This is a genomic window from Affinundibacterium baiyunense, from assembly GCF_018139645.1.
Lineage (GTDB): Bacteria > Pseudomonadota > Gammaproteobacteria > Burkholderiales > Burkholderiaceae_D > Undibacterium > Undibacterium baiyunense.
Genome location: NZ_JAGSPM010000003.1, coordinates 225,217 through 250,490 on the forward strand (window position 1 = coordinate 225,217; position 25,274 = coordinate 250,490).

A 25,274-nucleotide genomic window follows, 5' to 3' on the forward strand; every position below is an offset into this window, starting at 1 on the left:
AGAGTGCAACCGCTTTTTTTCACAATTGGCGGATATATTTGAGCTAAAACGATCGCTTCTATTTGACATTAGTCAAGCCACAAAACTATGCGGATTAGAGCGTGAGTAGGCACTAACATCGAGTGCTAATTTCTTGTGCAGTGTAGTGAAAAAGAAGAAGGCGAAAACAAAAAAAACATCACTACACTGTATTACCGTGACAACAAAAAAGTGTAAGAAACCACTAGCTGTAGTTTTTTTCCGCACTAATAAGCTCTATCTAGTAGCAAAGATCAAACGCATTTTCGCGTCAGATACGCCAATTGTTTAATCAAACTAGTGCTATTAGAGCAGTCGCGGTTGCTTAAAACGCGAATTGTTTGGAGATTGACTGCTGAAAACGTGACCATTCAAAAAAAGGACCAGGGTCGGTTTTACGTCTAGGAGCAATTTCGTTATGTCCAACAATGTGCTGGATAGGAAAATGCTGAAGCAGACTCATGGTTAATAGACTCAAGCTAGCATACTGTGCATCAGTGAAAGGGCAGGTATCGCATCCCTCTAGCTCAATTCCAATCGAATAATCATTGCACTTTTCGCGTCCTTGAAAACTCGACAAACCCGCGTGCCATGCTCGCGCCAAACAAGAAACAAACTGAAATAACTGTCCATCACGACGGATCACAAAATGACTTGATACCTCTAGCCCTCGCAAATCAGCAAAACTGGGATGTGCATCGCAATCAAGTTGATTCTGAAACAAATCAAGTATGTAATCACCACTAAAATCGGCCTCAGGCAAACTCATATTATGAATCACCAATAAATCGACTTGGGTATCAGCAGGACGTTCAGTAAAGTTTGGCGATAGTAAAATCTGCGCTTGCTTGCACCAGCCTTGCGCATCAATCTCCAAATTCGCTACTGAAGTGAACGTAGAATTAATCCGCTTCAACATCGTGAATTTTTAATTTCTGAATTGAATAACGTAATTGCCGAAAACTGACGCCTAATAATTCGGCCGCCTGTGTGCGGTTATTGCGGGTTTTCGCTAAGGCGGCACGTATTACTTCGCGTTCAATTTGTTCTAAATATTCCGGTAATACACACGGTAATTCTGGCATGACGAATAAATTGCTGGCTTGCCCAGGCGCTGATTCGCTGATTGACTGTGATTCTTGCATGCCAACTACAGCAGAACTAGACTCTCGTTCAATTTGCGGTACCGATCGCAAGCTGGAACGTAATCCAAGATCGATTACATCAATACAACCATCATTTGCGAACGCGGCTGCGCGTTCAAGAATATTTTCTAATTCTCGTACATTTCCGGGAAAATCATAAGTGTGTAGCGCGTTCAACGCCGCCGCGTTCAAACTAATCGGATAGCCAGGTGTGGCTAACTTTAATAAGATGCCTGAGGCTAACTCGCTTACATCGTTCAAACGTTGACGTAAGGGTGGCAGCACGAGTTCGATCACATTCAAGCGGTAATATAAGTCTTGACGAAATTTTCCGGCGGTAACGCAGGCTTCCAGATTTTGATGGGTTGCGCTCAGAATACGTACATCAACCGCTTCTTCAACGGTAGCGCCAACTTTACGAACCCGCCGCTCCTGAATTGCACGTAGCAACTTTACTTGCATTGCTAAAGGCAAATCAGCCACTTCATCTAACATTAAAGTACCGCCATTTGCTGCCTGAAAAAAACCATCCCGATCTTCATTCGCACCAGTAAAAGCGCCTTTGCGATAACCAAAAAACTCGGCTTCCATCAAAGCCTCAGGAATCGCGCCACAGTTAACGGCGATAAATGGCTTATCTGCACGTGCACTATTACGGTGGATTTCTCGTGCCGCTAATTCCTTGCCGCTGCCAGACTCACCAGTAATAATTACTGGAGCCATACTACGCGCAAGTCGGCTGATCTGCGAACGTACATGTTGAATCTCTTCCGATTGCCCGATTAAAAACGACGGGCTAGAAGGCTTAGCGGCAACAATCGTGACTTCCTCAGTTGGCTTTACTTCTTGCATTTGCAACGCAGAACGAACTAACTTACGTAGCTGATCCAATGCGACTGGCTTAGACACATAATCAAATGCGCCCGCCTTTAAAGCAACGACGGCATTATCTGCACTACCAAAAGCAGTAATCACAGCAATTGGCGTCGACTTATATTTGCTACTGACTTCCTCGACCATCTCTAAGCCGCTACCGTCGGGCAAACGCATATCGGTGAGCACAAGGGAATAATGCTGCTTCGTCAAAAACTCGCGTGCTACTGCCAAGGTTTCTGCCGTATCTACATCTAAACCCATTTTGATCAAGGTAATTTCTAATAGCTCGCGCAGATGAGCTTCATCATCAATCACTAGGATGCGTGCCGCAGCAGTTAGCTCATTTGGATTCATGATTTTCATTAGAGAAATTGATAACGAAACGACCACCCGGCTCTATGCCATGGGTATAGGTATCGTCGTTCCTATATTCGTAATCAAGAACAGCATGATTATTCAAACATAATTCCCTTGCCATATACAAGCCTAAGCCTGTGCCTTTACTCGATGTGGTGTAGAAAGGTTCGAATAAATGCGACCGAACCATAGCCGAAATTCCGGGCCCGTCATCTTGTATATGTAACTCGCGCCGATTACCCGAAGAGATTTTGATAATTAAACGAATACAACCAGGCTCACCGCTGGCGTAACGCACAGCATTCGATAGCAAATTGGTGATGACTTCATGCAAATGACCCGGATCAAAGACGATATGCAATCGCGCTGTATCGATCAATTGGATCGTATCTGCAGAAATGCCACGAGTTTCTACAAACTCTTGCACGATATTTTTTAATTCATCTGCCAACAAAACCGGAGCAAGATTCATTTGCGCTTTGCGCGACAATTTTAAGATATCTTCAATTAGCTGATTTAAGCGAGCAACATTGTCTTCAACGATTTTTAATAAACGACGCGCCTGTACTTCATTATGCACATCTTCACCCAGCAAGGATGCGGCATAAGAAATCGACGATAAAGGATTACGTACCTCATGCGCGATACTGGCAGTCAATCGCCCCATTGACGCGAGTTTTAATTGCTGCGCTTGATTTTCTAGTTCCGATACATTTTGCATAAAAATGATGGTACAAGGTGTCAAATGCAAGCCCAAATGATTGAAATCATCTTCATCAATTCGAATAAAGCGTAATTTCAAGTGGGTGACCGCTTCATGCGGCGCTTCTGCTGAAGAAAAATTCGTATTTTGATTACGCGTATCTACAAAGTGACGAATCGTTACAAAGGATGCACCTTCATTTCTCAACCAAGTCGTGGTATGAGGTCTTTGCCCTTCGCTCCATTTTTCCAGTGCTTCTGCAATTGGCTCTAAGCTATTGATTTGTTTTAGTCGAACTTTATGTTCGACCGAGTAGGGAAAGGTAGAAATCCCCAACATCCGTTCAGCTGCTGGATTGGATTCGAATAAATAGCCATCCTGATCAATCACCAATACGCCGTCTTCCATATCCGCAATCACGGTGCGATTAATCGCTTGTTGCAGAGCCAACTCAAAACCGCGTTGATTCGCTAGCTCCTCTTGCCCAAGCAAATTTTTCGCTAAGCGATTTAATACATAGACCACCGCAAAATAAGCCGCACCATACAAGCCCGCTTGCGAAATAATATTGCTATCTTCGTTCTGTAACACTTGATAGGTGTTGACTAACAGCAGAAAAAGCGAAACAGCCGAGACAAAAGACAGGGCTAATAGCATAGGCGCTAATATGCCCAAGCCTGCTAATGGGAAGAGATACAAAATGACTAGCCCACTCTTACTACCACCTGCGCCAACATACAACAAAGAGATGACAATTAAATCGATCGCGACCTGCGTCACCAACTGCAACATAAACCCTTGTTGGCATTTCCACTTCAGTATCACAAAACCAAGCGCTACGACTAAATAGGAGGCAGCCACCACACGTAAAGTATTGGGCTCGAACAACCAATAATCAGTGAACACTTTAAAGACTAGCGATATCAATAAGGCGAGCGCAACCAAGACACGCGAAAAATTCAGCGTTTGCAAAGAACGCCATAAAGTCGCACTAACTACTTGTTGCCTGATATCGTGTTTGATCATGACGCTAAGGTCTTATCACGAAGTTTTGCTGGCAATATCCGCGTGTTCGGCACAGCAATAGTGAAGATTGCCTCGTTGTACCGATTCGGATGCGGGAAAATAGACTTGGCAATGCGCACAGCTAAGCATGGACTCAACTTGTTTAGCACTAGGATTTTGTACAAACTGATCCTCTCGCCAATCTTCTTGGGAGGTATTTGCACTATCTTGATTACGGTTTGAAGGCGGCATATTGGCACGAAAACTCTTGCGCAAGGCCAGATACACGAGGACTGCTAAGCACAACCACAAAAATAATTTCACAGTACACTCCTGTGTAGCACGACTTCCATCACAAAACGACTACCAACGTAGGCCAACAAGAGGCTGAGAAAACCAAATAAAGTAATTCTCAATACTGCTTTGCCGCGCCAACCACGCCATTGACGACCAGCCAACAGCACGGCAAACAAGCCCCACGATAACAGAGACAATACCGTTTTGTGATCCCACTTGAATGCAACACCCAAGAACTGTTCTGAGAAAATTACGCCAGAAAGTACAGTCAAACTCAGCAAAATAAAACCCAAGCTAACCAGCATAAACAAAATATGCTCCATCTTTAACAGTGCAGGTAAACGATCCAAGGCTTTTTCCAACCATGATTGCACCGGCTTGCCACGCATGCGATGCAAATGTAAGTCTTGCACATACATAATCAAGGCGTGAAATGCAGCTATGGTTAAAGTGCTATAAGCCAACATAGCAACGCCGACATGCCATGGAAACATCGATGGTTTGTTATACAGCGGCACCAAATTACCAGGAAAAACTAAAGGCAATAAAGCTGTTACCGCGGCTTGAGGCAAAATCAATATACGTAGTCCATCAAGCGAGAAATTACGATTTTCCACCAAATACACCAAAATGGAGACCCAAATCGCAGCCGACCACATGACTGCAAACCCAATTCTTAGAGCATGTTCCGCATAGACGCTTAGGCCTAGCACAAGTCCGTGCACACACCATGCAATCGCGGCGGTGCTTAGTGAAAGCACTTTACGATGATTGGGAATAAATGGGCAAATCGCATATAAGAGCGCAGCCGCAATTGATAAATAAATTAGCATGGTTTAAGTTTACACTATGTTGGACATATTTTTTTCCTGATTGAAATTCTTGATCCAACAAATATATGGTTGATTTGGCGAATCAAAGCAAGCGTTTGAGTTTCGCGCAATTGACAAATTCGACTTTGCGTCAACGCAAAGAGTTCAGCGAAAGTGCTTTTTCCGATCGTCTATATCAGACGTCAATCAAGCTTCAGTATCGATTCCCAATCAACAGTTCCAATCAACGCCAATATAATCCTCTACGGAAACTTTATAAGCTGCAATTACAACATGCCTAAATATATGTGTAAAAAGCTTGCTCGATTCACTTGACTAAGGATGGTCGCTTCTAGATACTGCCAAGCACTCAAGAACAGGGTCGAACAATTGTTCAGTCATGTGCCAGATGAGTAGTTTAAAAACAAGTAGTCTTTTTTGCAGGAATTAAAATGAAAAAATCACTTTTCGCTTTAGCCGCACTCACTCTCACCGGCGGCTTTGCACAAGCCGATGAAGGTATGTGGATGCCGCAACAGTTACCACAAATAGCTAAGCAACTCAAAGCAGCGGGTTTAAAACTAGATCCAAAATCTTTAACAAAGTTGACCGAGTTCCCGATGGGTGCGATCGTCAGCTTGGGCGGTTGCTCTGCATCTTTTGTTTCTCCTCAAGGTTTGGTTGCAACCAACCATCACTGCGTTTATGACAGTGTGGCGCGCAACTCGACACCAGAACGTAACTTGCTGGCTGATGGCTTCCTCGCAAAAACTTTGGCAGAAGAATTACCTGCTGGCCCAGGCTCACGCATTTTCGTTACAACCGAAGTTACCAATGTCAGCGACAAAGTAATTACTGCGGATGTAGCAAAATTAACTGGTAAAGCACGCGTCGATGCGATCGAAAAAAATCAAAAAACCATGATCGCAGCATGTGAAAAAGAAGCCGGATATCGTTGCAGCATTCCGACTTTCTACGGCGGTTTAGAGTTCTATTTGATTAAACAGATGGAAATCAAAGACGTCCGTTTGGTGCATGCACCAGCCGAAGGCGTTGGTAAATTTGGTGGCGACACCGATAACTGGATGTGGCCACGCCATACAGGCGACTATGGTTTCTATCGTGCTTACGTAAGCAAAGATGGCAAACCAGCTGAATACAGCAAAGACAACGTGCCATACGTACCTAAGCATGTCCTGAAGTTGGCTAAAGATGGTTTAAAAGAAGGTGATTTCGTGATGGTATTGGGCTATCCAGGCCGTACTAACCGTCATCGTTTGCCATCTGAAATTTCTTACACTTTCGATTTCGAATACCCGAATTTCGTCAAAAACTCTGCGGAAACTTTGGCGATCATCGCTGCTGAAACCAAAGACAACAAAGACGCTAGTTTGAAATATGCGGGTATGGTTGCTGGCATCAACAACTATTACAAAAACCGTCAAGGTATGTTGGATAGTTATGCAGGCAGCGATATCTTGGAACGCAAAACCAAAGAACACGCAGACTTAAAAGCATGGGTCAACTCCAATCCTAAGACCAAAGCAGAATACGCTGCAGACATCGAAAAAATTGAAGAAATCTATGCAAAACGTGATGCGACCGCGAAGAAAGAATCTTATTTAGCATCTTCTTCTCCACGTTTCTTATCAACTGCACGTACTTTGTACCGCTTGGCACATGAAAAAACCAAACCAGATGCAGAACGTCGTGCTGGTTTCCAAAATCGTGATTTGCCACGCTTCAAAGCAACAGTTGATGGCGTAGAACGTAGCTATGATGAGAAAGTAGATAAAGCTTTAGTCTTAAATAGCTTGGTCAAATACGCCGCAGCGCCAGCCGCTGAACGCAATGCGAACTTTGACAATGCCATGGGTATTAAAGATGGCATGACAAAAGATCAGTTGAAAGCCTTGCTGGATCAAATGTATGCCGGTAGCCAATTTGGTGACAAAGCATTCCGTACTTCATGGTTGAATAAGTCCGTGGACGAATTCAAAGCAAGTAACGATAGCTTTATCAAAGCTGCAGTTGCGATGTTTGACGAAAGCATGAAGCGTGAAGCAGCTGATTTGGAATCTGCAGGCAATTCACAAAAAGCTTATGCCAGCTACATGAAAGCAAAAATCGCTTACATGAATAGTAAAGGCCAAGCGGTTTATCCAGATGCAAATAGCACTTTGCGTGTGACCTTCGGTAAAGTTGCGAGTCGTCCATTCGGTGCCGATGGTACAACTTGGACTGCATTCACTACCGTAAAAGGTATCACGGCAAAAGCAACTGGCACTGGTGAATTCAATGCGCCAGCGAATCAATTGGCTGCGATCAAAGCGAAAGACTTTGGTAAATATGTTGACCCAGTATTGAAAACTGTTCCCGTCAATTACTTGGCAACTTTGGATATCACTGGCGGCAATTCAGGCTCTGCAGCTTTGAATTCTAAAGGCGAATTCATCGGCTTAGCATTTGACGGCACTCTGGATTCCATCATCGCTGATTGGGATTACAACAAAGCATCTAGCCGTTCTATCCAAGTAGATTTGCGCTACATGTTGTGGCAAATGAAACACGTTGATAAAGCGGATAACTTATTGAAAGAAATGGGCGCAGAGTAAGCTGCTCAGTTGTAAATTACATTCTAAGTTAGCAAATGAAGCCACGTTGAGGTAATTCAACGTGGCTTTTTTATTTATACAAACAGCATGAAAGCAGGCGATCATGCGACAAAACCGATGATACCTCGAAGGAAACACCCTCATTTCGAGTAAAATACCGAGCCTTAAGCTGATATCAAGCCTTATTCAAAACTGATATCGCAATGCCGTATTTATACCAATTTGAAACAGAAAGTTTACTATGCTCGACAATCTGACCCAGCGCCTCGCCAAAGTCGTCAAGACTATGCGTGGCGAAGCGCGTTTAACTGAATCCAATACCGCTGACATGCTGCGTGAAGTGCGTATGGCCTTATTAGAGGCAGACGTTGCATTGCCTGCGGTACGTGAATTGATTGCGCGCGTCAAAGAAAAGGCCATGGGCGAAGATGTAATCGGCTCATTGACACCCGGTCAGGCACTCGTTGGCGTCGTACAAAAAGAACTCGCATCGGTGATTGGTGCGGATTTAGGTGAAAACGCATCAGAACTAAACTTTGCGACCCAACCGCCTGCCATCATTTTAATGGCGGGTCTACAAGGTGCAGGTAAAACCACCACAGTTGGTAAACTCGCCTTATTCTTACGCGAAAAGAAAAAGAAAAAAGTCTTAACCGTATCCGCCGACGTCTACCGTCCAGCGGCGATTGGACAGCTAGAAACAGTTACCGCACAAGCAGGTGCCGATTTCTTCCCCACCACCATCAATGACAAACCGGTTGATATCGCCTTAGCTGCTTTGGATTGGGCAAAGAAACATCATCACGAAGTATTAATCATCGATACCGCTGGTCGTCTCGGTATCGACGAAGCGATGATGCAAGAAATCGCTGCCGTACATGCGGCAGTGAATCCAATCGAAACCTTGTTTGTGGTCGACGCCATGTTGGGGCAAGATGCGGTCAACACCGCTAAAGCCTTTAACGATGCATTACCTTTGACCGGTGTAGTGCTGACCAAACTTGACGGTGACTCACGCGGCGGTGCTGCATTATCAGTACGCCATGTCACTGGCAAGCCAATTAAGTTCGCTGGTGTTTCAGAAAAACTCGATGGCCTCGAAGCCTTTGACGCAACGCGCATGGCGAACCGTATTCTCGGCATGGGCGACATTCTTGCTTTGGTCGAATCCGCGCAAAAAGGTATGGACGTCGAAGCGGCAAAAGGCTTGGCAGAAAAGATCAAAGTCGGCGGCAAGTTTGATATGAATGATTTCAAAATGCAGTTGGCGCAAATGAAGAATATGGGCAGCTTATCCAGCTTGATGGATAAACTACCAGCACAATTCCAACAAGCTGCCAGTGGCGCAAATATGGATAATGCCGAAAAACAAATGCGTCGCATGGAAGGCATCATCAATTCGATGACGCCGCTAGAACGTGCAAAACCCGATTTAATCAAAGCTTCACGCAAACGTCGCATTGCAGCTGGCGCCGGTGTACAAATTCAAGAAGTCAATCGCATGTTAGCTCAGTTCGATCAAATGCAAAGCATGATGAAAAAACTCAAGGGCGGTGGCATGATGAAAATGATGCGGGGTCTGAAAGGCATGATGCGTTGATTTACCTGCATAAATCCAATTCTAGGGCGCTGTGCGTTGTTGCCAATGCTCGCTATAACTGAGTATTGCTGTGCTTGGCGCCTAGCGCAGCATCCCTATAATTGAATTTCTGTAGGCAAATCGTTTTGCCGTTTTCTTGAATGAAACTAAACTAGCTTCGCTACGTTTTCCAGAATCGTAGGGCGGGTGTAACCCGCGCTTCCAACATTTCATTAACAAAGCTAGTTATGACATGCCCCAACAAAAATAGAAGCAACACTCTTTAATTAACACATTGTACTGTCCCAACAAAACTACATCGCCATCATTAAATTTCTAAAGCCCTTATTTATTCATCTTACTATTTCCCCGCAACTCATCCTCGCAATACCGAAGCATTACTGTGCTTGGCGCTAAACAAAGTGAAGCACAACATCGCTTAAACATGTGATGCACTTCACTCTCTAAAGTCCGGTCAAAACCCGAATTCATCTAGACATACAAGTCCTCTATTTTGCATCTCCACCCCTAAGTCTTCGTGTCGAGAGGTCTAGATTTTGCGTTTTTCAAATCCCGATTTCATCCACAACAAACCCATCATTTCTCTCACTCTGCAGAGGAAAAACGACATTTTTCCCTCTGAAAACCACGTCTCTCATGATTTCTCACACTTTTTTCGCAAAAAGCAAAAAAAAACACTTGCATCACTCTGTAATCGGCACCACTATAAGCACTGCGTGAAATGGCGCATTTTCCAAGACAATTGTGAAGGAGCCTCAATATGGCAACAGCACCAAAAAAAGCAGCAGCAAAACCAGCAGCGAAGCCTGCCGCAAAAGCAGCAGCTAAACCTGCAGCAGCAAAAAAACCAGTAGCAAAAGCGGCAGCGAAACCTGCGGCGAAGGCAGCAGCTAAACCTGCAAAAGCAGCAGCAAAGCCAGCAGCTAAAAAACCAGCAGCAGCGCGTAAGCCAAATGCAGCTTTCATGAAGCCTATGACTTTGTCTCCAGTGTTGGCAGCAGTAATTGGCGCAGCACCAATGCCACGTACTGAAGTCACCAAGAAAATCTGGGAATACATCAAAAAGCACAAGCTGCAAGACGAAGCAAACAAACGCAATATCAATGCGGATGACAAATTGAAAGCCGTTTTCGGTGGCAAGAAACAAGTCTCCATGTTTGAAATGACAAAACTCATTTCTGGTCATCTGTCCTAATTAGATTTCTAATTGGATTTGATTTCCATATTGCTTTGGGCAATGCTTGGGTCGTAAATTTTACTACCCAAATCCCAAACAAAAACGCCCGCATCGCGCGGGCGTTTTTGTTTCTAATACGAGCCATCAACATCTCTACAAACAATACAAATAAAGTGGCTTGTTCGAATTTAGGACGCCAGTCACATCTTCAATGCTAGCCACCAGATTTGATCAAAGTCGAATCTAATCGCTGGCGCTTTCATAATCTCAATCAGTGATGTTGACTTGCTGACTCACTGCACTTTATTCGCAGCAAATAAACTGGGCAACCAAGCCGCTGTTTGCGATTTAATCCAATCGATATCTTCATCTGAGTTAAGTCGCGCATAGGCAAAGAAATACAGGATCTTGCCTTTGACCATGGTATTGGTTAAGCCCATCACCATAGGGATTTGCTTTAGTTCGCCGTTCACGTTTGCTTGCACCAAGGTTTTCGCAATCAATGAGACATAACTGTCATCACCTATTACATCCAGCACTTTCATCTCACCTAATTTTAAGCTGAGCTCTTTGGCCTGCGGTGACTTGCTATCTTTCTTCAAACGATCAACTGCCATGTCGATTTCGGTTTGCATACGTGCTGCGTTTTCGTCGAATAATTTCTTGTATTGATTCTTCAATTGGTCGCGCACCATGCCATATTCACGTTCAGACATGTTGACGCCTTCGGCTGCACGTAAAGTCTGTACCATGAAATAACGATGTAATTGTGGCGCGCTCTGTGCGAGCAAGGCTCTGACATCGTCATCACTCATGAAAAAACTAAGTAAGCGATTGGTTGAGGCTGTCATGTTTTCGCCAAACTGCCGGATGGCAGGCATCATGCTTGAAGGGTCTGAATAATTTTTTGGTTCAGGAATCAAGATACGTGTACCTGAAATATTCACTTCAATAGGCTTAGCAACCTGCTTTACTGCAGACTGATCAAGCGCGTAAGTATTGCCAACAGAAAGTGCTAGCGCTAGTACAGCGATCAAACGTGCTAAGTAGGTTTTCATAAAGTATCCAGAATTAAAATCATCATTATAAATTTATTACAAAAGAACTTGCGACCAATTTCAAATAAGTTGAAGTTTGATTTCTAATCAGTCTATGATCGGTTGCAGTTCAATTGTTGGTCGCTGATTGATCAACTCACGCAACTCCACCCATTCACAACAATCAACACTCACTCAACCAAACCAACAGGCAATGCCCCTGAGAAATTTGTGGATATCGATAAATCTCGACAAGCTTTGATCAGCCTCAAAGCTTGTATCGAAACAGTCAATATCGATGTCGCAATTCTGTTGCCATCTTTCCAAAATTGACTGCAGTCAAGGAAAGCGAACCCTTAGCCACTTACTATCAGTGACGTGGGGAAATAACATCCACAACATCAAATAGTGCTGTGCAGTCATCACGATCAATCAGCGCTTTTTATGATTTACTTTAGGACTTACGCAAAATTGCGCCAGCTTTTGTTTTGTGTATGTCCTAGCATTCACTAGGGGTTAACTCGACATGAGCTCATCGTTCACCAAGTCAACCGCCAGAAATATTTTTTATGGCGGCTCTGTATTTTTCTTCCTGTTATTTCTCGGACTCACATTCGATACGATGAATACGCTTCCTAAGCGTGATAACAGCGCCAACCTGACTGAATCTGCCATTCGTGGTAAGAAAATTTGGGAAACCCGTAACTGTATCGGTTGCCATACTTTACTTGGTGAAGGTGCTTATTTTGCTCCTGAGCTAGGCAATGTCTACAAGCGCCGTGGTCCAGAATTTATTAAGGCATGGATGGCTGCACAGCCGACTGGCGCACCGGGTCGTCGTCAAATGCCACAGTTCAATTTGAATGAAAAAGAAATGAACGATTTGGTCGAGTTTCTGAAATATAGCTCAGAGATCAACACCAATAACTGGCCGCCAAATATCGAAGGCTAAGAGCGCGACACCTTTCAACGATTCGTGGAGAATTTTATGCAATACAAATCACAGGCCGTCGCGAAGCCCTACTTCATCGCGGCAATTGCCCTGTTCGTTGGCCAAATTCTGTTTGGTCTGATCATGGGCTTGCAATATCTGATAGGCGACTTTTTGTTTCCGCTGATTCCTTTTAACGTAGCAAGGATGGTGCATACCAACTTGCTCATCGTATGGCTGCTGTTTGGCTTTATGGGCGCTGCCTACTACTTGATTCCAGAAGAATCAGAACGCGAACTACATAGCCCGAAATTAGCGATGCTGATGTTTTGGGTATTTTTGGTTGCGGGTGCGTTAACCATCGTTGGCTATCTTGCAGTGCCTTACGCATCATTAGCGCATTTAACGGGTAATGATCTACTCGAAACCATGGGACGTGAATTCCTTGAGCAACCTTTACCAACCAAAGTCGGTATTGTGATTGTTGCTTTGGTGTTCCTCTTTAATATTTCGATGACGGTCTTAAAAGGTCGCAAGACAAGTATTAGCTTGGTCATGCTAGCTGGCTTGTGGGGCTTGGCGATTTTCTTCTTATTCTCTTTCTACAATCCTAGCAATCTCGTTAAAGATAAATTCTACTGGTGGTGGGTAGTCCATCTTTGGGTAGAAGGTGTGTGGGAATTGATCCTCGGTGCGATGTTGGCTTTTGTGTTGATTAAAGTCACAGGAGTTGACCGTGAAGTAATCGAAAAATGGTTGTACTCAATTATCGCGATGTCTTTAATCACAGGCATTATCGGTACAGGTCACCATTATTTCTGGATCGGCGCACCTGAATACTGGCAATGGTGGGGTAGCGTATTCTCTGCCTTAGAACCAATTCCATTTTTCATGATGACGGTGTTTGCATTCAATATGGTGAATCGTCGTCGCCGTGATCATCCAAATCGTGCTGCGGTATTGTGGGCATTGGGTACAGGTGTAATGGCATTCTTGGGCGCTGGTGTGTGGGGCTTCTTACACACTTTGTCACCAGTGAATTACTACACACATGGTACGCAAATTACCGCAGCCCACGGTCACATGGCTTTCTATGGTGCATATGCGATGGTGGTGATGACGATAATCAGTTACACCATGCCTTTAATGCACGGTCGTCAAGCGAATAGCAATCGTGCACAAGTCGTTGAAATGTGGTCATTCTGGATGATGACAGTTTCTATGGTATTCATCACCTTATTCTTGACTGCGGCTGGCGTGTTGCAAGTGTGGCTGCAACGTGTGGCGACCTCGCCATTAAGTTTTATGGCAACGCAAGATCAGATCGCCATATTCTATTGGCTACGTCTCGCATCAGGCGTGGTCTTTACCCTAGGATTGGGCTTATATATCTTTAGCTTCTTTGTAGGTGGAGACAAAGCCGAGAGTGCATCTCAGGCTTAATCAGCAGAGCAACGCCCGACAAAACATCGTCGGGCGTTTTTAGTTTTATGTATCAGCGTAGTCAGTAAGAACTGAAGCAAAATTAGATGGATGAAGTAGTACACAGATAAATTAGATTACGCGTGTCGCGTCTGCGTAAAGCAAAGCACACCAACAATTATTTTGACTAAGTTTGATAAGAAAGTTTTTCATGAATGATTTGAGTCATCAAGTGTTTCTCTCTAATGCTGCCGAAAACGCTGCAGAAAATGCTACGCCAACAGCCTCAAGCACAGTAGAGATTCCTTACTATCAACCAGTCGCTAATGAATGTGCATTATTCGAGCTTGCGTATCAACGCCAATTACCCTTGTTAATTAAAGGACCGACTGGCTGTGGTAAAACTCGCTTTGTCGCTCATATGGCGGCAAAATTAGCACGCCCATTGATCACCGTTGCATGTCACGATGACTTGAGCGCAGCGGATCTAGTTGGTCGTCATTTAATAGGCGATGGTGAAACTCTATGGTCAGACGGCCCACTAACCCGCGCAGTACGCCAAGGTGGCATATGCTATTTGGATGAAATCGTTGAAGCACGTAAAGATACCACCGTTGTCTTGCATCCACTCACCGATGACAGACGCATACTGCCTATCGAACGAACCGGTGAAGAATTAACAGCACCGAATGAATTTATGCTGGTGGTGTCGTATAACCCCGGCTATCAAAATCTATTAAAAAATCTAAAACCTTCGACGCGCCAACGCTTTTTGGCGATACAGTTTGATTATCCAAATGCCGAATTAGAACAAAGTATTTTGATCAAAGAAGCGGGCATCGATTTGGCGTTAGCGACGCGCTTAGTCGATATCGCGCGACGCTTCCGTCAACTGAAACAACATGATTTAGATGAAGCTGCCTCCACCCGCTTACTGGTCTATGCCGCCAATTTAATTGCGGCTGGCTGCCCGCCAGTCGAAGCTTGTGCCGCCGCACTGGTAGAACCCTTAAGCGATGATCTCGACACCATCGCTGCCTTGATGGAAGTGATTAAACTCCACTTTGGTAGCGGCAAAGTATCCACTAAAACGTCATGAAAATTCTGGAACCGACCAAGCAGGAAATTCAAATTGCTAGTACAGCAGCGACACTGTATTTGCTCAACATTTTGATTTTGCCTTTCCTCGCATTTGTTTTATTGCTGGTGCTGTACCAACGTCATCGTGATCACGTCTCGACTTTGGTGCAATGTCACTTAATACAAGCGATGCGGGCAAGTGTTTGCGCAGGAATTATGCTGGTCTTGGTCAGCGCAGGAATTTTATTATTTGGTGACTGGCATCATGTTGGCACATGGATGTTTTTAATTCTCTATGTGCTGTGCTTGCATTCTGTGTTTATTTTATTTGGGGTATTTGCCCTTACCAAAGCGCTGTCTGGCAAATTGTATTTCTATCCGCTGATAGGAAAATCTGCTGGCCAACACCACGATTAAAGCGAAATTCCCCATGCAGGTGAAAACACATATCGGTTTATGGGGCGTGCCCGTACAACAATGGCGACGCATGACGCAGATCGGCTTTTTTTTACTATTCGTGTTTGCACCCATCTTTGATATCTTTCGATTGGATTTACATCTCAAGCATTTCATCATTTTTGGGATGGATTGGACTCTTGGCCTGAACGATTTCGTCGCAGGGAAAGATACCGCGACACAAGCTGCCAAAGCCATATTTCTGCATGCAATCTTGCCCCTCATTTTGGTGGCAGCAGCGGTGATTTATGTCGCTTGGAAATGGGGACGAATTTATTGCGGTTGGTTATGTCCGCATTTTTCCATTGTCGAAACCATCAATCAAACCTTACGACGTGCCATCGGCAAACAAAGCTTATGGGAAAAAGAAAGCCAGCCCACACGCAATCCAGACGGTAGTGAAACAAAACCCGACGCAATCTGGTGGTTCGGTGTGATACCACTGGTGATCATTTGCGCGATCACTTGGGCGACAGTTTTACTCACTTATCTACTACCACCTGCAGAAATTTACGGGAATATCTGGCATGGCACACTTACCCGCAATCAAAGCATCTTTCTGATCGCTGGCAGCATTGCCTTCTTCGTCGAATTCATGTTCGCACGTCATCTATTTTGCCGCTATGCCTGTGCGCTTGGCTTATTTCAAAGTCTAGCTTGGATGGGCAATGACAAAGCAATGGTGATCGGCTTTAAGCGCGAAAGAGCCAAAGATTGTTCAACTTGTTACTCCGCTTGCGATCACGCTTGCCCTATGCGCCTCAATCCGCGCAATGTTAAACGCATGATGTTCGCCTGTGTACAGTGCGGACAATGCACCGACGCCTGCACGCAAACCCAAAGCGACAACCCAAAAGGCAATTTACTCGAATGGGTGAATCAAGCTTATGCTGAATCAGAAGCCGCGTTGAATGGCAGTACCGCACGTGTCATTCAAATTAAGCTGGAAAATAAGCTGGAAAAAAACAATCTCGTCACTGGCGAAAATTCTCAGCAGATCGTCGCTAAAACTAGCCAACATTGAACCTTAGAAAAACACAGTCATGGAAGAATACATAGGCGGTCTATGGGATAAACTGATCACCCGCGTTGCCTATCAAGGCTATCCCGAAGCAAGGGTAGAATTAGCCCAGATGAAAAACATCGCAGCAACGTTTTTCCGCGCACTTGGTGGTGATCCTGGCTTAAATCTGCAATCAGGCTCCGCTAGTACGCACGGCGCTCGTCGCCGTTGGCTAGAACGTATCGCAGGAATTGGTGAAAAAGTAGAACTAACATGGGCAGATGACAGCACGCTACATCTACCCCCGTATATCGACTATTTTCCAGAACGCGAACTGAATCGTGAACTATATCTATGGTTGTTGGCGCTGGTTGCCCACGATGTCCAACCCGCGGCACCCTATTTACAACGCAATCAAGCTGCGACGCTGGCATTATTAAACGCCTTCCCTTCTTTGCAAGAACGCTATGCACGCTTGGTACAAGCAAGCCTGTTACGGCGCACAGATCCAAGCCAATTAAAAAAGCATGAAGCACAGAATGAGTTACTGATACGTCAAGCATTACAAAATCCTGGTAGTGTTCACGCAGAGTTAATCAAAACTTCGCCTAAAGAATTTGCTTTCACCCCTGTCATTCTTTGGCTGCAATCGGCTAACAAGAGCAATGCGGTCAGCAATAAAGCAGCCAGTAAAACGACACCAGAACAGGCACAAGGCAGCGCTGCGCAAAACGATACCGAACAGCGCAAACGCATGGCGGAACGCACCGACATGCCGGATAACCCTAGCCCCTTCATGCTGTTGTTCCGCGCCGAAAGTCTGTTTTCTTGGGCGGAGTATGTCAAAGTCAATCGACCTCTAGATGAGGACGATAATCCTGATGCACAACGCGCTGCCAATGATTTTGATGCGCTGAGTGTTGCCAATGATGGCAAAAGCACAGCCAGCCGGGTGCGTTTTGATCTTGATCTTCCAGCGGAAGCCGATGATGATTTACTGCTTGCCGATGGCATTCTGTACCCAGAATGGCATTACAAAAAACAGCAGCTCATCGACAAACATGCTTGCATACAAATGCTATTAGCACGTGATGCAGAACCTCAAAGTTTGCCAGCACATCTACGCCCCACCGCCAAACGTTTACGTCGGCAATTCCAAAGCCTCGCTCCAGAACGGCAGCGACTGCGCAGCCAAATGAGTGGCGACGATATTGATATCGATGCTTGTGTACGTTTTAATGCAGAACGCTGCGGCGCAAATAGTGCTACTAATCACCATCGACTAGCAGTAGCTAGCCCAGGCCTGTATCTAGATAATCGCCAACAAAGCCGAGACATGGCTTGTCTTTTACTCGCGGACTTATCAATGTCCACTGATACTTGGGTCAACAATCAAGCGCGTGTGATTGACGTGATACGCGATAGTTTGTATTTGCTATGCGAAGCTTTAGCAGCGACGCGCGATCGCTTCGCTTTATATGGTTTCTCTTCGGTACGGCGCGACAATGTGCGCTTTCATTTGCTAAAAGGCTTTGATGAGCCGTATGGCGATCAAATACGTGGGCGCCTAGCAGAGATCAAGCCTGGCTTTTATACCCGTATGGGTGCAGCGATACGGCATGCCTCTGCCATTTTGCAACAACAAAAGAATGCACGACGATTGCTGTTTATTCTAACCGACGGCAAACCGAATGATCTCGACCAATATGAAGGCCGCTATGGTATCGAAGACACACGCGTGGCCATACACGCAGCACGTCAAATGGGTTTAATTCCGTTTTGTGTCACGATCGATGAGAAGGCAGAAGACTACTTACCACATCTATTCGGTGCAAAAGGCTATATCGTGGTCAAAGATGCGACGGAATTACCACAACTATTACCGCCCTTATATGCACAGTTAACAAACGAGCACTAGGTGCAATTTTCCAACCAGCCTAAATTGCTAATCCGCAATTAGTGCGGTCACTAAATTATCGACAATCATCTTCAATTACAGAATCGGCCAATATACATAAATGTAGGAATGTCATTGCTGTCTGAACAAAGATAGCGTGTCATTGTTCTTTTGAGCCGCCAGACTTCACCTCCGCGAGAACGACAACATGCAAAGTAAGGATGAAATGAATGACTGCATAGTATGGGTTCTGAAACTCGTTGTATTTACCTCTCGTTTTATCTGAAAAATCTCGCAAACTTTGTCCCAAGTTTGATCTATCGCAGACTTTCCTTGATTCAGATTCTTTCTTGACCACCGTCAATGATTTACCAAAAGCAGGGGCGTAGCCTGACATTGTCCGCACTGCACAAATGTACTAGACACTTAGCAAGAAAATTGAATAGGCATCACTAGTACTTGGCTACGGCAGCTATTCCATCACGAATCAATGCAGCAGAAAACTCAGAAAATTTTTTACCGAAATACAGTCGTAATTTCATCAAAAAAAAGAGGACCTAAAATGAAGTCAACCAATATCAATACGATCAGAACCCCGATGCTGCGCCCTCTCGTCGCTGCACTCGCTTGCTTGCCACTCACCTTTGGCTTTGCTTATGCACAAGAGAAGAAAGATGAAAAGACACACGCGGCAGCAGAATTGAAATACCAAGCTGGCGGCTCCCCTTTAGCGAGCGAAGCCATGCATCAAAATATCAATCCAAAAGCGCCAGCAATGACGCAAGCGGAATTTGAGATTGGTAAACAAATCTACTTCCAACGTTGCGCAGGCTGCCACGGCGTATTGCGTAAAGGTGCGACAGGTAAAGCGCTGACACCGGATATCACTTTAGAAAAAGGGACTGACTACCTCAAAGTATTCATCGCTTATGGCTCACCAGCAGGTATGCCAAACTGGGGGACTTCTGGCGACTTGAGCGAAAAAGAAGTCGATTTGATGGCACGCTATATTCAACAAGAGCCACCTACTCCACCAGAATTTGGCATGAAAGAAATGCTGGCGACCTGGAAGGACATCATTCCACCTTCCAAACGTCCAACTAAGAAGATGAATAAGTACAACATCGCCAATATCTTCTCAACGACTTTGCGTGATTCTGGCGAAGTCGCTTTGATCGATGGCGATACCAAGAAAATCATCAACATCGTTAAAACTGGCTACGCTGTACATATTTCACGTATCTCCGCTTCTGGTCGTTACCTCTACGTGATCGGTCGTGATGCACGTTTGAACTTGATTGACTTGTGGATGGAGAAACCAGATAACGTCGCTGAAATCAAAGTCGGTTTGGAAGCACGTTCTGTAGAAACATCCAAGTTCAAAGGCTATGAAGACAAATTTGCGGTCGCGGGTTCTTACTGGCCACCACAATACGTGTTGATGGAAGGTGACTCTTTGAAACCTTTGAAGATCGTTTCTACACGCGGCATGACAGTGGACAATGAATACCATCCAGAACCACGTGTTGCCTCTATCGTGGCGTCCCACTACCATCCAGAATTCGTGATCAATGCCAAAGAAACGGGCAAGATCATGATGGTGAATTACTCAGATCTGAACAACCTCAAAGTAACGACTTTGGATGCAGCGAAGTTCTTGCATGATGGTGGTTTCGATTCAACTGGTCGCTACTTCTTAGTCGCTGCAAATGCATCGAACAAGATCGCGGTAGTTGATACCAAAGAAGACAAGATGGCGGCGATTGTAGAAGTAGGTAAAACACCGCATCCAGGCCGGGGCGCAAACTTTGTACATCCTAAGTTTGGTCCAGTATGGGCAACTAGCCACTTAGGTGATGAGACCATCTCCATGATTGGTACTGATCCAGTGAAACACAAAGGACAAGCATGGAAAGTAGTTGATACGATTAAAGGACAAGGTGGTGGTTCTTTGTTTATCAAAACCCATCCAAAATCCAAAAATCTGTGGGTTGATACACCATTGCATCCTGATGCGAAAATCAGTCAATCTGTCGCCGTGTTTGACATCAATAACTTCGGTAAGGGCTTTGAAGTTTTGCCTATCGGTGAATGGTCTGGTTTAGGTGACGGAGCGAAACGTATCGTACAACCTGAATACAACGTGGCTGGCGATGAAGTTTGGTTCTCTGTCTGGAGTGCAAAAGACAAAGAATCTGCAATTGTGATCGTTGATGACAAAACACGTAAGTTGAAAAAAGTGATTCGCGATCCAAAACTGATCACACCAACTGGCAAATTCAACGTCAACAATACACAGCATGACGTGTATTAAGGAGAATCGAATGAAAAGCTCAATTTCAAGCATCTTAGTAGCGTGTGCGATTGCACTAGTCAGTTTGCCAGCAATGGCTGACACGGGTGCTGACCTCGCAAAGAAAAATAACTGCATGAGTTGTCATGGCGTCGATAAAAAAATTATCGGCCCAGCATTCAAAGACGTTGCGAAGAAATACAAAGGCAATGCCGATGCAGTTGCCCTGCTATCCAAAAAAGTGAAAGATGGTGGCAGCGGTGTTTGGGGTCCGATTCCTATGTCCCCGAATAAAACCATCAGCGATGCTGACATCAAGGTGATGGTGGAGTATGTACTTTCTTTAAATTAAGCTTTTAGCTTTAATTTAGGATTGTGTTAAGGTCGAATAAACCCGCATGATTTGGAGTGCTATGCAGCACGGTGCTCCAAATCTGTATGAATTAATCGTCCTCTCCATTAGCTAGCTTTAGCAGTCTTTAGCATTTCAAAAGCGTACAGAAAAACAATCTGTACGCTTTTTTGTTATTTATTATTCTTCATTTTTGCGCATATTCACTGATAGACTTTAACAGCCGAGACGCTCTATCATATATGACAATATCGAACCAAGCTTTCCGTCTTGAAAGGCTTCGCCCACAAGCGACGCAGATTATCGAGAATATGAACGATGACTCTCAACCAACAATCTATGAATCTCAGCTTGATCGACTGTCGTCAAGCCACACCAGAACAATATCCACAGCTTGGCGGTAAAGGAGCACAACTTGCGCGATTGCTGCGTTACGGCTTGCCAACACCAGTAAGCTTTGTCATACCCGCAGCGTATTGCCGCACACTGATTCCTGAGCACATCTGGACACAAGCGATAACAGCATGCGAACAATACCAAGATCAGCCCGAGCAAGCAGAACTTGCTTTAAATGCAGTTCGTCAAGCAATTACACAGTTAGCTAGCTTAGACCAAAGCGACACCCAACTTCGACGCACATTAACGGACTTGCTAACGGCACAGAACTGGCAACAACAAGCTCTAGCAGTTCGCTCTTCTGCGATTGGTGAAGATGGACAACAGCATTCCTTCGCCGGCATTCATCACAGCGAACTAAATGTAGTAGGGCTAGCAGCACTAGAGCGCGCCATTCTAGAAGTCATTGCTTCTTTATGGACGCCACAAGCCTGCGCCTATCGCGACAAAATTCAATTCTCTCATCACGATGCGAATATGGCAGTGGTGATCATGCCGATGTTAGAGAGTCACGCGGCTGGCGTGATCTTCACTTGCGATCCGCGTGATGGTCGTGAAGACCGATTATTGATTAGCGGTGTATTCGGTCTGGCAGATGAGCTAGTTGCAGGCAAAGTCAATGGCGAAGACATCATCGTGCAACATGACTGGTCGCATCAGGATTGGCACATCGTTGGTCGTCGTTGCGCGCATAGTAATGCCATACAGATATCGGAGGAACCAAGTTCTCCACAATCTACACAGTCCAAAACAAATTCAATCTCAAATTCGCCTACAAATGCGCCCACAAATACAGTCAATCAAACATCAATCATCTTAACGGATGAGCAAGCCATCACACTCGCCAAATTAGCTTGTGAGACAGCAAAGGCGATGGATTATTCTCAGCCTTATTTTGATATTGAATGGGTGTTCGATGGGCAAGAGTTCCAACTTGTGCAAGCCCGCCCTATCAGTGCGCGTGGGTTGTACACCTATCCGTATCTACAACAACAAGCGACGATGTGGACCAATGGAAATGCCAAAGAAATTTTGCCGTTTGCAATCAGGATCTGTGAACGTGATCCGATGATATGTGCGGTCAACGAAATGCTGACACTCGCACAGCAAATCGTCGGCATTCAAGTTCCTGCTGGGATACAGCGCATAACCCAATTTGATGGACACGTTTATTTAAACGCGTCAGTAATTCAATGGGAGACATTCCAGCACTTCAATCTACAACCGGATGAAGTCAATTTCATTTTTGGTGGGCATCAAGCCAATATACCTATCCCCAAACGACATTGGTCTGAGTATCTCAAGATTGCTGGCAATTTTTTCAAAGCCTTAACCCGTTTCCCGGCTTATCGACGGCGCGGTATGCAAGAGGCAAAAACAATACAAGCGAATAGTCTGCTGTGGCGCAAACAAGATTTATCCAGCTTGAGCAATGCAGCCCTTCTGCAAGAAATTCGCGATCGATCACGCTATACCTACCTGCAACATCGCGGCCTATGCTTAATGCAAGGTGCCAGTGGCACGCTGATGCAATTACAAAAATTTTTAGACAAAGCCTGTCTGCAAGATGCCAAAGCACTCATCGCCGCATTAATGAGTGAAGGCGAAATGAGCGTGAGCGCACAGCAAGCCTTTGATTTGCTCGGCCTCGCAAAAATCGCAGCCAAAGATAAAATCGCACTCGATTTTCTAAAAGGAAATCTGCCAAGTGAGAGCGGCATACAAACTTGTAGCGAAACATTTCAACATGCCTACACCGAGTTTTTGACCCATTACGGTCATCGCGGCAATTACGAATCTTATATTTCAAGACCGAGTTGGCGTGAACAATCCAACACCCTGCATCTAGCCATACTCAACTTGGCAGAAGTCGATATAGACGCTTTACAAAAACGGCAGCAAGAACAAATCGCTTGGGCGTGGAAAACAATCAAAGAACAATGTCACCTCGGACAAATTGGCACCATCAAATTCATGCAAAAGCAAGCCAAAATGGAATGCAATCAACGTGAATTTGCACGTAGTCATTTTGGCTTAATACTCGAGCGTTCGCGTTCTTTAATGTTAGAAGTTGGTCGACGCTTACAAAACGCAGGCATTATTCTTGAAATTAGCGACGTGTTTGATTTAGATTATGCTGAGATTGACTGTGCGCTATCGGATATCGAAGCAGGCAAACATTTGGCACAGGCATATCAACATCGCATCGGCGATCGACAACAACAAATCGCACACTGGAACGCGATGCCGATACGCGATGTAGTACTTCAAACAGCACAGGGCATCATTGCGAGCCCATCTACCAACGAATTCGCACAAGAGTTAACGCAAGAGCACGCTCCCAACGAAGCTACACAAGAATGGCAAGGTATCGCCGTCAGTATGGCAAGTTACCGTGGCAAAGTCTGCTTGATCGAATCCCCCGCACAGATCGCCAAGCTAAAGCAAGGCGACATTGCAATTGCACTCAGCACAGATCCCAGTTGGCTACCGATCTTTTTGAAAGCGGGTGGCATGATCGTTGAAACTGGTGGCTATCTCTCGCATAGCGCCATCGTTGCACGTGAGCTAGGTATTCCAACAATCGTCAATTTACCCAGCATTACATCGCAACTACAAGATGGCGATGAAGTCTTGATTGATGGACCAGCTGGTCGCCTCTATCGCTTAACATCGAGCAAAATAAATCAGTAAAATCATGTCACTTCAATTCACATTGCGCCTACTTTTCACAACTTGCTTGGGTATTTTTAATACTCAAATACTAGCGCAATCGAGCCATCTGGAAAGCACATCGCCGCGTCTACAAACCCAGCAGTATCAGTTAGTCGAAGATGTAGAAAAATACCAAGTTCGCATCCTTGATCGCACTACACAAAAAACGTTGCGTACACTGCGCTTGCAAAACAAACAGGAAAAAGTTTCTCGTCTCAGTGCCGTCTTGCATCATGAACAGCGACAAAGTTTTATTCTGGTCCTGCCCGATATCGCGGAGTTATGGGAACTGAGTTATGACCCCAAAGCCGAACCTGTCTATCAAGGCTGGGTACATGATTATCAAATGGGAGAGGGCATCGCTGATACGCAATTGTTTGCGCCACGTAGAACTTTATTGAGCACCACGCTAGATTGCTTCATACTCGATCCACTACGCCCTTACATAGCAGGTGCTGATCAGCATGGCAAATTTCAAATTATCAATCTCGATATCCGCCGCCAGATTATCGAACACCAGTTTGCGCATCCAGTTTATCCCTGTCATAGCAAATTAGAAAATACTGGGGCCACTTCGGTGCTGCATTTGGAAATGAAATCTTCTGGGTCGAATCTTAGCGAAACGACTAGTTCAATCATCTTGATTGATATGAAAACAGGGAAGAAGTTGACGCGCTAATTTTTTCAACTTTGCTTGGTTTGTTTGGTTTGTTTGGTTTGTTTGGTTTGTTTGGTTGGTTGGTTTGTTTGGTTGGTTGGTTGGTTTGTTTGGTTGGTTGGTTGGTTTGTTTGGTTGGTTTGTTTGGTTGGTTTGTTTGGTTGGTTTGTTTGGTTGGTTTGTTTGGTTTACTTGGTTTGCTTACTGAACCGCCCTCACCCTAGCCCTCTCCCGCTTGCGGGAGAGGGAACTTTGAGTATCGGTTGGAATAAGCAATCCTCGTCATTTTTGATTACCAAATTTAAGAAATAATCAGCTCCAATCAATCTCGCTAGCAATCCCCTCTCCCGCAAGCGGGAGAGGGTTAGGGTGACGGTCGTTCAGCAACAACGAAATCTTGCAAAAACAAACAAACTCAACGCAACAACA

21 protein-coding genes are annotated in these 25,274 nt (G+C 44.9%); 14 read left to right on the forward strand and 7 right to left on the reverse strand.

What is annotated here, in order from left to right; genetic code table 11:
- Window positions 1–343 precede the first annotated feature (343 nt).
- Genes ampD through KDM92_RS06610 form a run of 5 tightly spaced genes read right to left on the reverse strand, consistent with a single transcriptional unit; the run spans window position 344 to window position 5,234 of the window.
- Window positions 344–937, reverse strand: coding sequence for a 1,6-anhydro-N-acetylmuramyl-L-alanine amidase AmpD (gene ampD, locus KDM92_RS06590; RefSeq protein ID WP_212683600.1), 594 nt, complete (start codon window positions 935–937; stop codon window positions 344–346).
- Window positions 921–2,393 carry a sigma-54-dependent transcriptional regulator gene (locus tag KDM92_RS06595; RefSeq protein WP_212683601.1) on the reverse strand — a complete coding sequence of 491 codons (1,473 nt, stop codon included), beginning with the start codon at window positions 2,391–2,393 and terminating at the stop codon, window positions 921–923. Before KDM92_RS06595 ends, ampD begins: the two co-directional genes overlap by 17 nt.
- Window positions 2,380–4,125 carry a two-component system sensor histidine kinase NtrB gene (locus KDM92_RS06600; protein WP_212683602.1) on the reverse strand — a complete coding sequence of 582 codons (1,746 nt, stop codon included), beginning with the start codon at window positions 4,123–4,125 and terminating at the stop codon, window positions 2,380–2,382. The genes KDM92_RS06595 and KDM92_RS06600 overlap by 14 nt, the downstream gene beginning before the upstream one ends.
- A 15-nt stretch (window positions 4,126–4,140) precedes the next feature.
- The gene (locus KDM92_RS06605; protein WP_212683603.1) at window positions 4,141–4,428 is read right to left on the reverse strand and encodes a PP0621 family protein; all 288 of its coding nucleotides are present in this window, start codon (window positions 4,426–4,428) and stop codon (window positions 4,141–4,143) included.
- A complete protein-coding gene (locus KDM92_RS06610; protein ID WP_212683604.1) occupies window positions 4,425–5,234 on the reverse strand; it encodes a cytochrome C assembly family protein in 810 nt (269 codons plus the stop codon). The genes KDM92_RS06605 and KDM92_RS06610 overlap by 4 nt, the downstream gene beginning before the upstream one ends.
- 431 nt (window positions 5,235–5,665) lie before the next feature.
- Here KDM92_RS06610 and KDM92_RS06615 point away from each other — a divergent pair, with 431 nt between their 5' ends.
- The 3 genes from KDM92_RS06615 to KDM92_RS06625 all read left to right on the forward strand — a co-directional run bounded on the left by KDM92_RS06615 (window position 5,666) and on the right by KDM92_RS06625 (window position 10,623).
- Window positions 5,666–7,828 carry a S46 family peptidase gene (locus KDM92_RS06615; RefSeq protein WP_212683605.1) on the forward strand — a complete coding sequence of 721 codons (2,163 nt, stop codon included), beginning with the start codon at window positions 5,666–5,668 and terminating at the stop codon, window positions 7,826–7,828.
- Between the two features lie 241 nt (window positions 7,829–8,069).
- Entirely contained in the window at window positions 8,070–9,428 is a 1,359-nt protein-coding gene (ffh, locus tag KDM92_RS06620; protein WP_189345842.1) for a signal recognition particle protein, read from the forward strand.
- 760 nt (window positions 9,429–10,188) lie between these two features.
- Window positions 10,189–10,623: an SWIB/MDM2 domain-containing protein gene (locus tag KDM92_RS06625; protein WP_189345843.1), complete on the forward strand. Its 435-nt coding sequence runs from the start codon at window positions 10,189–10,191 to the stop codon at window positions 10,621–10,623.
- 275 nt (window positions 10,624–10,898) lie between these two features.
- On the opposite strand, the gene KDM92_RS06630 is transcribed toward KDM92_RS06625, so the two are convergent.
- A complete protein-coding gene (locus tag KDM92_RS06630; protein ID WP_212683606.1) occupies window positions 10,899–11,663 on the reverse strand; it encodes a hypothetical protein in 765 nt (254 codons plus the stop codon).
- Window positions 11,664–12,168: 505 nt separating this feature from the next.
- On the opposite strand from KDM92_RS06630, the gene KDM92_RS06635 reads away from it, so the two are divergent.
- The 6 genes from KDM92_RS06635 (at window position 12,169) to KDM92_RS06660 (ending at window position 18,452) form a co-directional block, all read left to right on the forward strand.
- Window positions 12,169–12,594 carry a c-type cytochrome gene (locus KDM92_RS06635; protein ID WP_189345846.1) on the forward strand — a complete coding sequence of 142 codons (426 nt, stop codon included), beginning with the start codon at window positions 12,169–12,171 and terminating at the stop codon, window positions 12,592–12,594.
- Window positions 12,595–12,630: 36 nt separating this feature from the next.
- A complete protein-coding gene (locus KDM92_RS06640; RefSeq protein WP_212683607.1) occupies window positions 12,631–14,016 on the forward strand; it encodes a cbb3-type cytochrome c oxidase subunit I in 1,386 nt (461 codons plus the stop codon).
- Window positions 14,017–14,206: 190 nt separating this feature from the next.
- Complete coding sequence (locus KDM92_RS06645; RefSeq protein WP_212683608.1) at window positions 14,207–15,094, forward strand: CbbQ/NirQ/NorQ/GpvN family protein; 888 nt, start codon at window positions 14,207–14,209, stop codon at window positions 15,092–15,094.
- Complete coding sequence (locus tag KDM92_RS06650) at window positions 15,091–15,492, forward strand: hypothetical protein (RefSeq protein WP_212683609.1); 402 nt, start codon at window positions 15,091–15,093, stop codon at window positions 15,490–15,492. Before KDM92_RS06645 ends, KDM92_RS06650 begins: the two co-directional genes overlap by 4 nt.
- A 13-nt stretch (window positions 15,493–15,505) precedes the next feature.
- Window positions 15,506–16,555 (forward strand): 4Fe-4S binding protein, encoded by a 1,050-nt coding sequence (locus KDM92_RS06655; protein ID WP_212683610.1) that lies wholly within the window; start codon window positions 15,506–15,508, stop codon window positions 16,553–16,555.
- Between the two features lie 19 nt (window positions 16,556–16,574).
- The gene (locus tag KDM92_RS06660) at window positions 16,575–18,452 is read left to right on the forward strand and encodes a nitric oxide reductase activation protein NorD (RefSeq protein ID WP_212683611.1); all 1,878 of its coding nucleotides are present in this window, start codon (window positions 16,575–16,577) and stop codon (window positions 18,450–18,452) included.
- A 139-nt stretch (window positions 18,453–18,591) separates the two neighbouring features.
- Here the strand turns inward: KDM92_RS06660 and KDM92_RS06665 are convergent, their stop codons facing one another.
- Window positions 18,592–18,828, reverse strand: coding sequence for a hypothetical protein (locus tag KDM92_RS06665; RefSeq protein WP_212683612.1), 237 nt, complete (start codon window positions 18,826–18,828; stop codon window positions 18,592–18,594).
- 165 nt (window positions 18,829–18,993) lie between these two features.
- Between KDM92_RS06665 and KDM92_RS06670 the strand changes: the two genes are divergently transcribed.
- From KDM92_RS06670 to KDM92_RS06690, 5 genes are all read left to right on the forward strand, one after another.
- Window positions 18,994–20,745, forward strand: coding sequence for a cytochrome D1 domain-containing protein (locus KDM92_RS06670; protein ID WP_438947459.1), 1,752 nt, complete (start codon window positions 18,994–18,996; stop codon window positions 20,743–20,745).
- A 73-nt stretch (window positions 20,746–20,818) separates the two neighbouring features.
- Window positions 20,819–21,076, forward strand: a complete 258-nt coding sequence (locus KDM92_RS06675; RefSeq protein WP_230408227.1) for a c-type cytochrome — start codon at window positions 20,819–20,821, stop codon at window positions 21,074–21,076.
- Between the two features lie 339 nt (window positions 21,077–21,415).
- The gene (locus KDM92_RS06680; protein WP_212683614.1) at window positions 21,416–24,166 is read left to right on the forward strand and encodes a PEP/pyruvate-binding domain-containing protein; all 2,751 of its coding nucleotides are present in this window, start codon (window positions 21,416–21,418) and stop codon (window positions 24,164–24,166) included.
- 4 nt (window positions 24,167–24,170) lie between these two features.
- Complete coding sequence (locus tag KDM92_RS06685) at window positions 24,171–24,866, forward strand: hypothetical protein (protein WP_212683615.1); 696 nt, start codon at window positions 24,171–24,173, stop codon at window positions 24,864–24,866.
- An 11-nt stretch (window positions 24,867–24,877) separates the two neighbouring features.
- The gene (locus KDM92_RS06690; RefSeq protein ID WP_212683616.1) at window positions 24,878–25,069 is read left to right on the forward strand and encodes a hypothetical protein; all 192 of its coding nucleotides are present in this window, start codon (window positions 24,878–24,880) and stop codon (window positions 25,067–25,069) included.
- Window positions 25,070–25,274 lie beyond the last annotated feature (205 nt).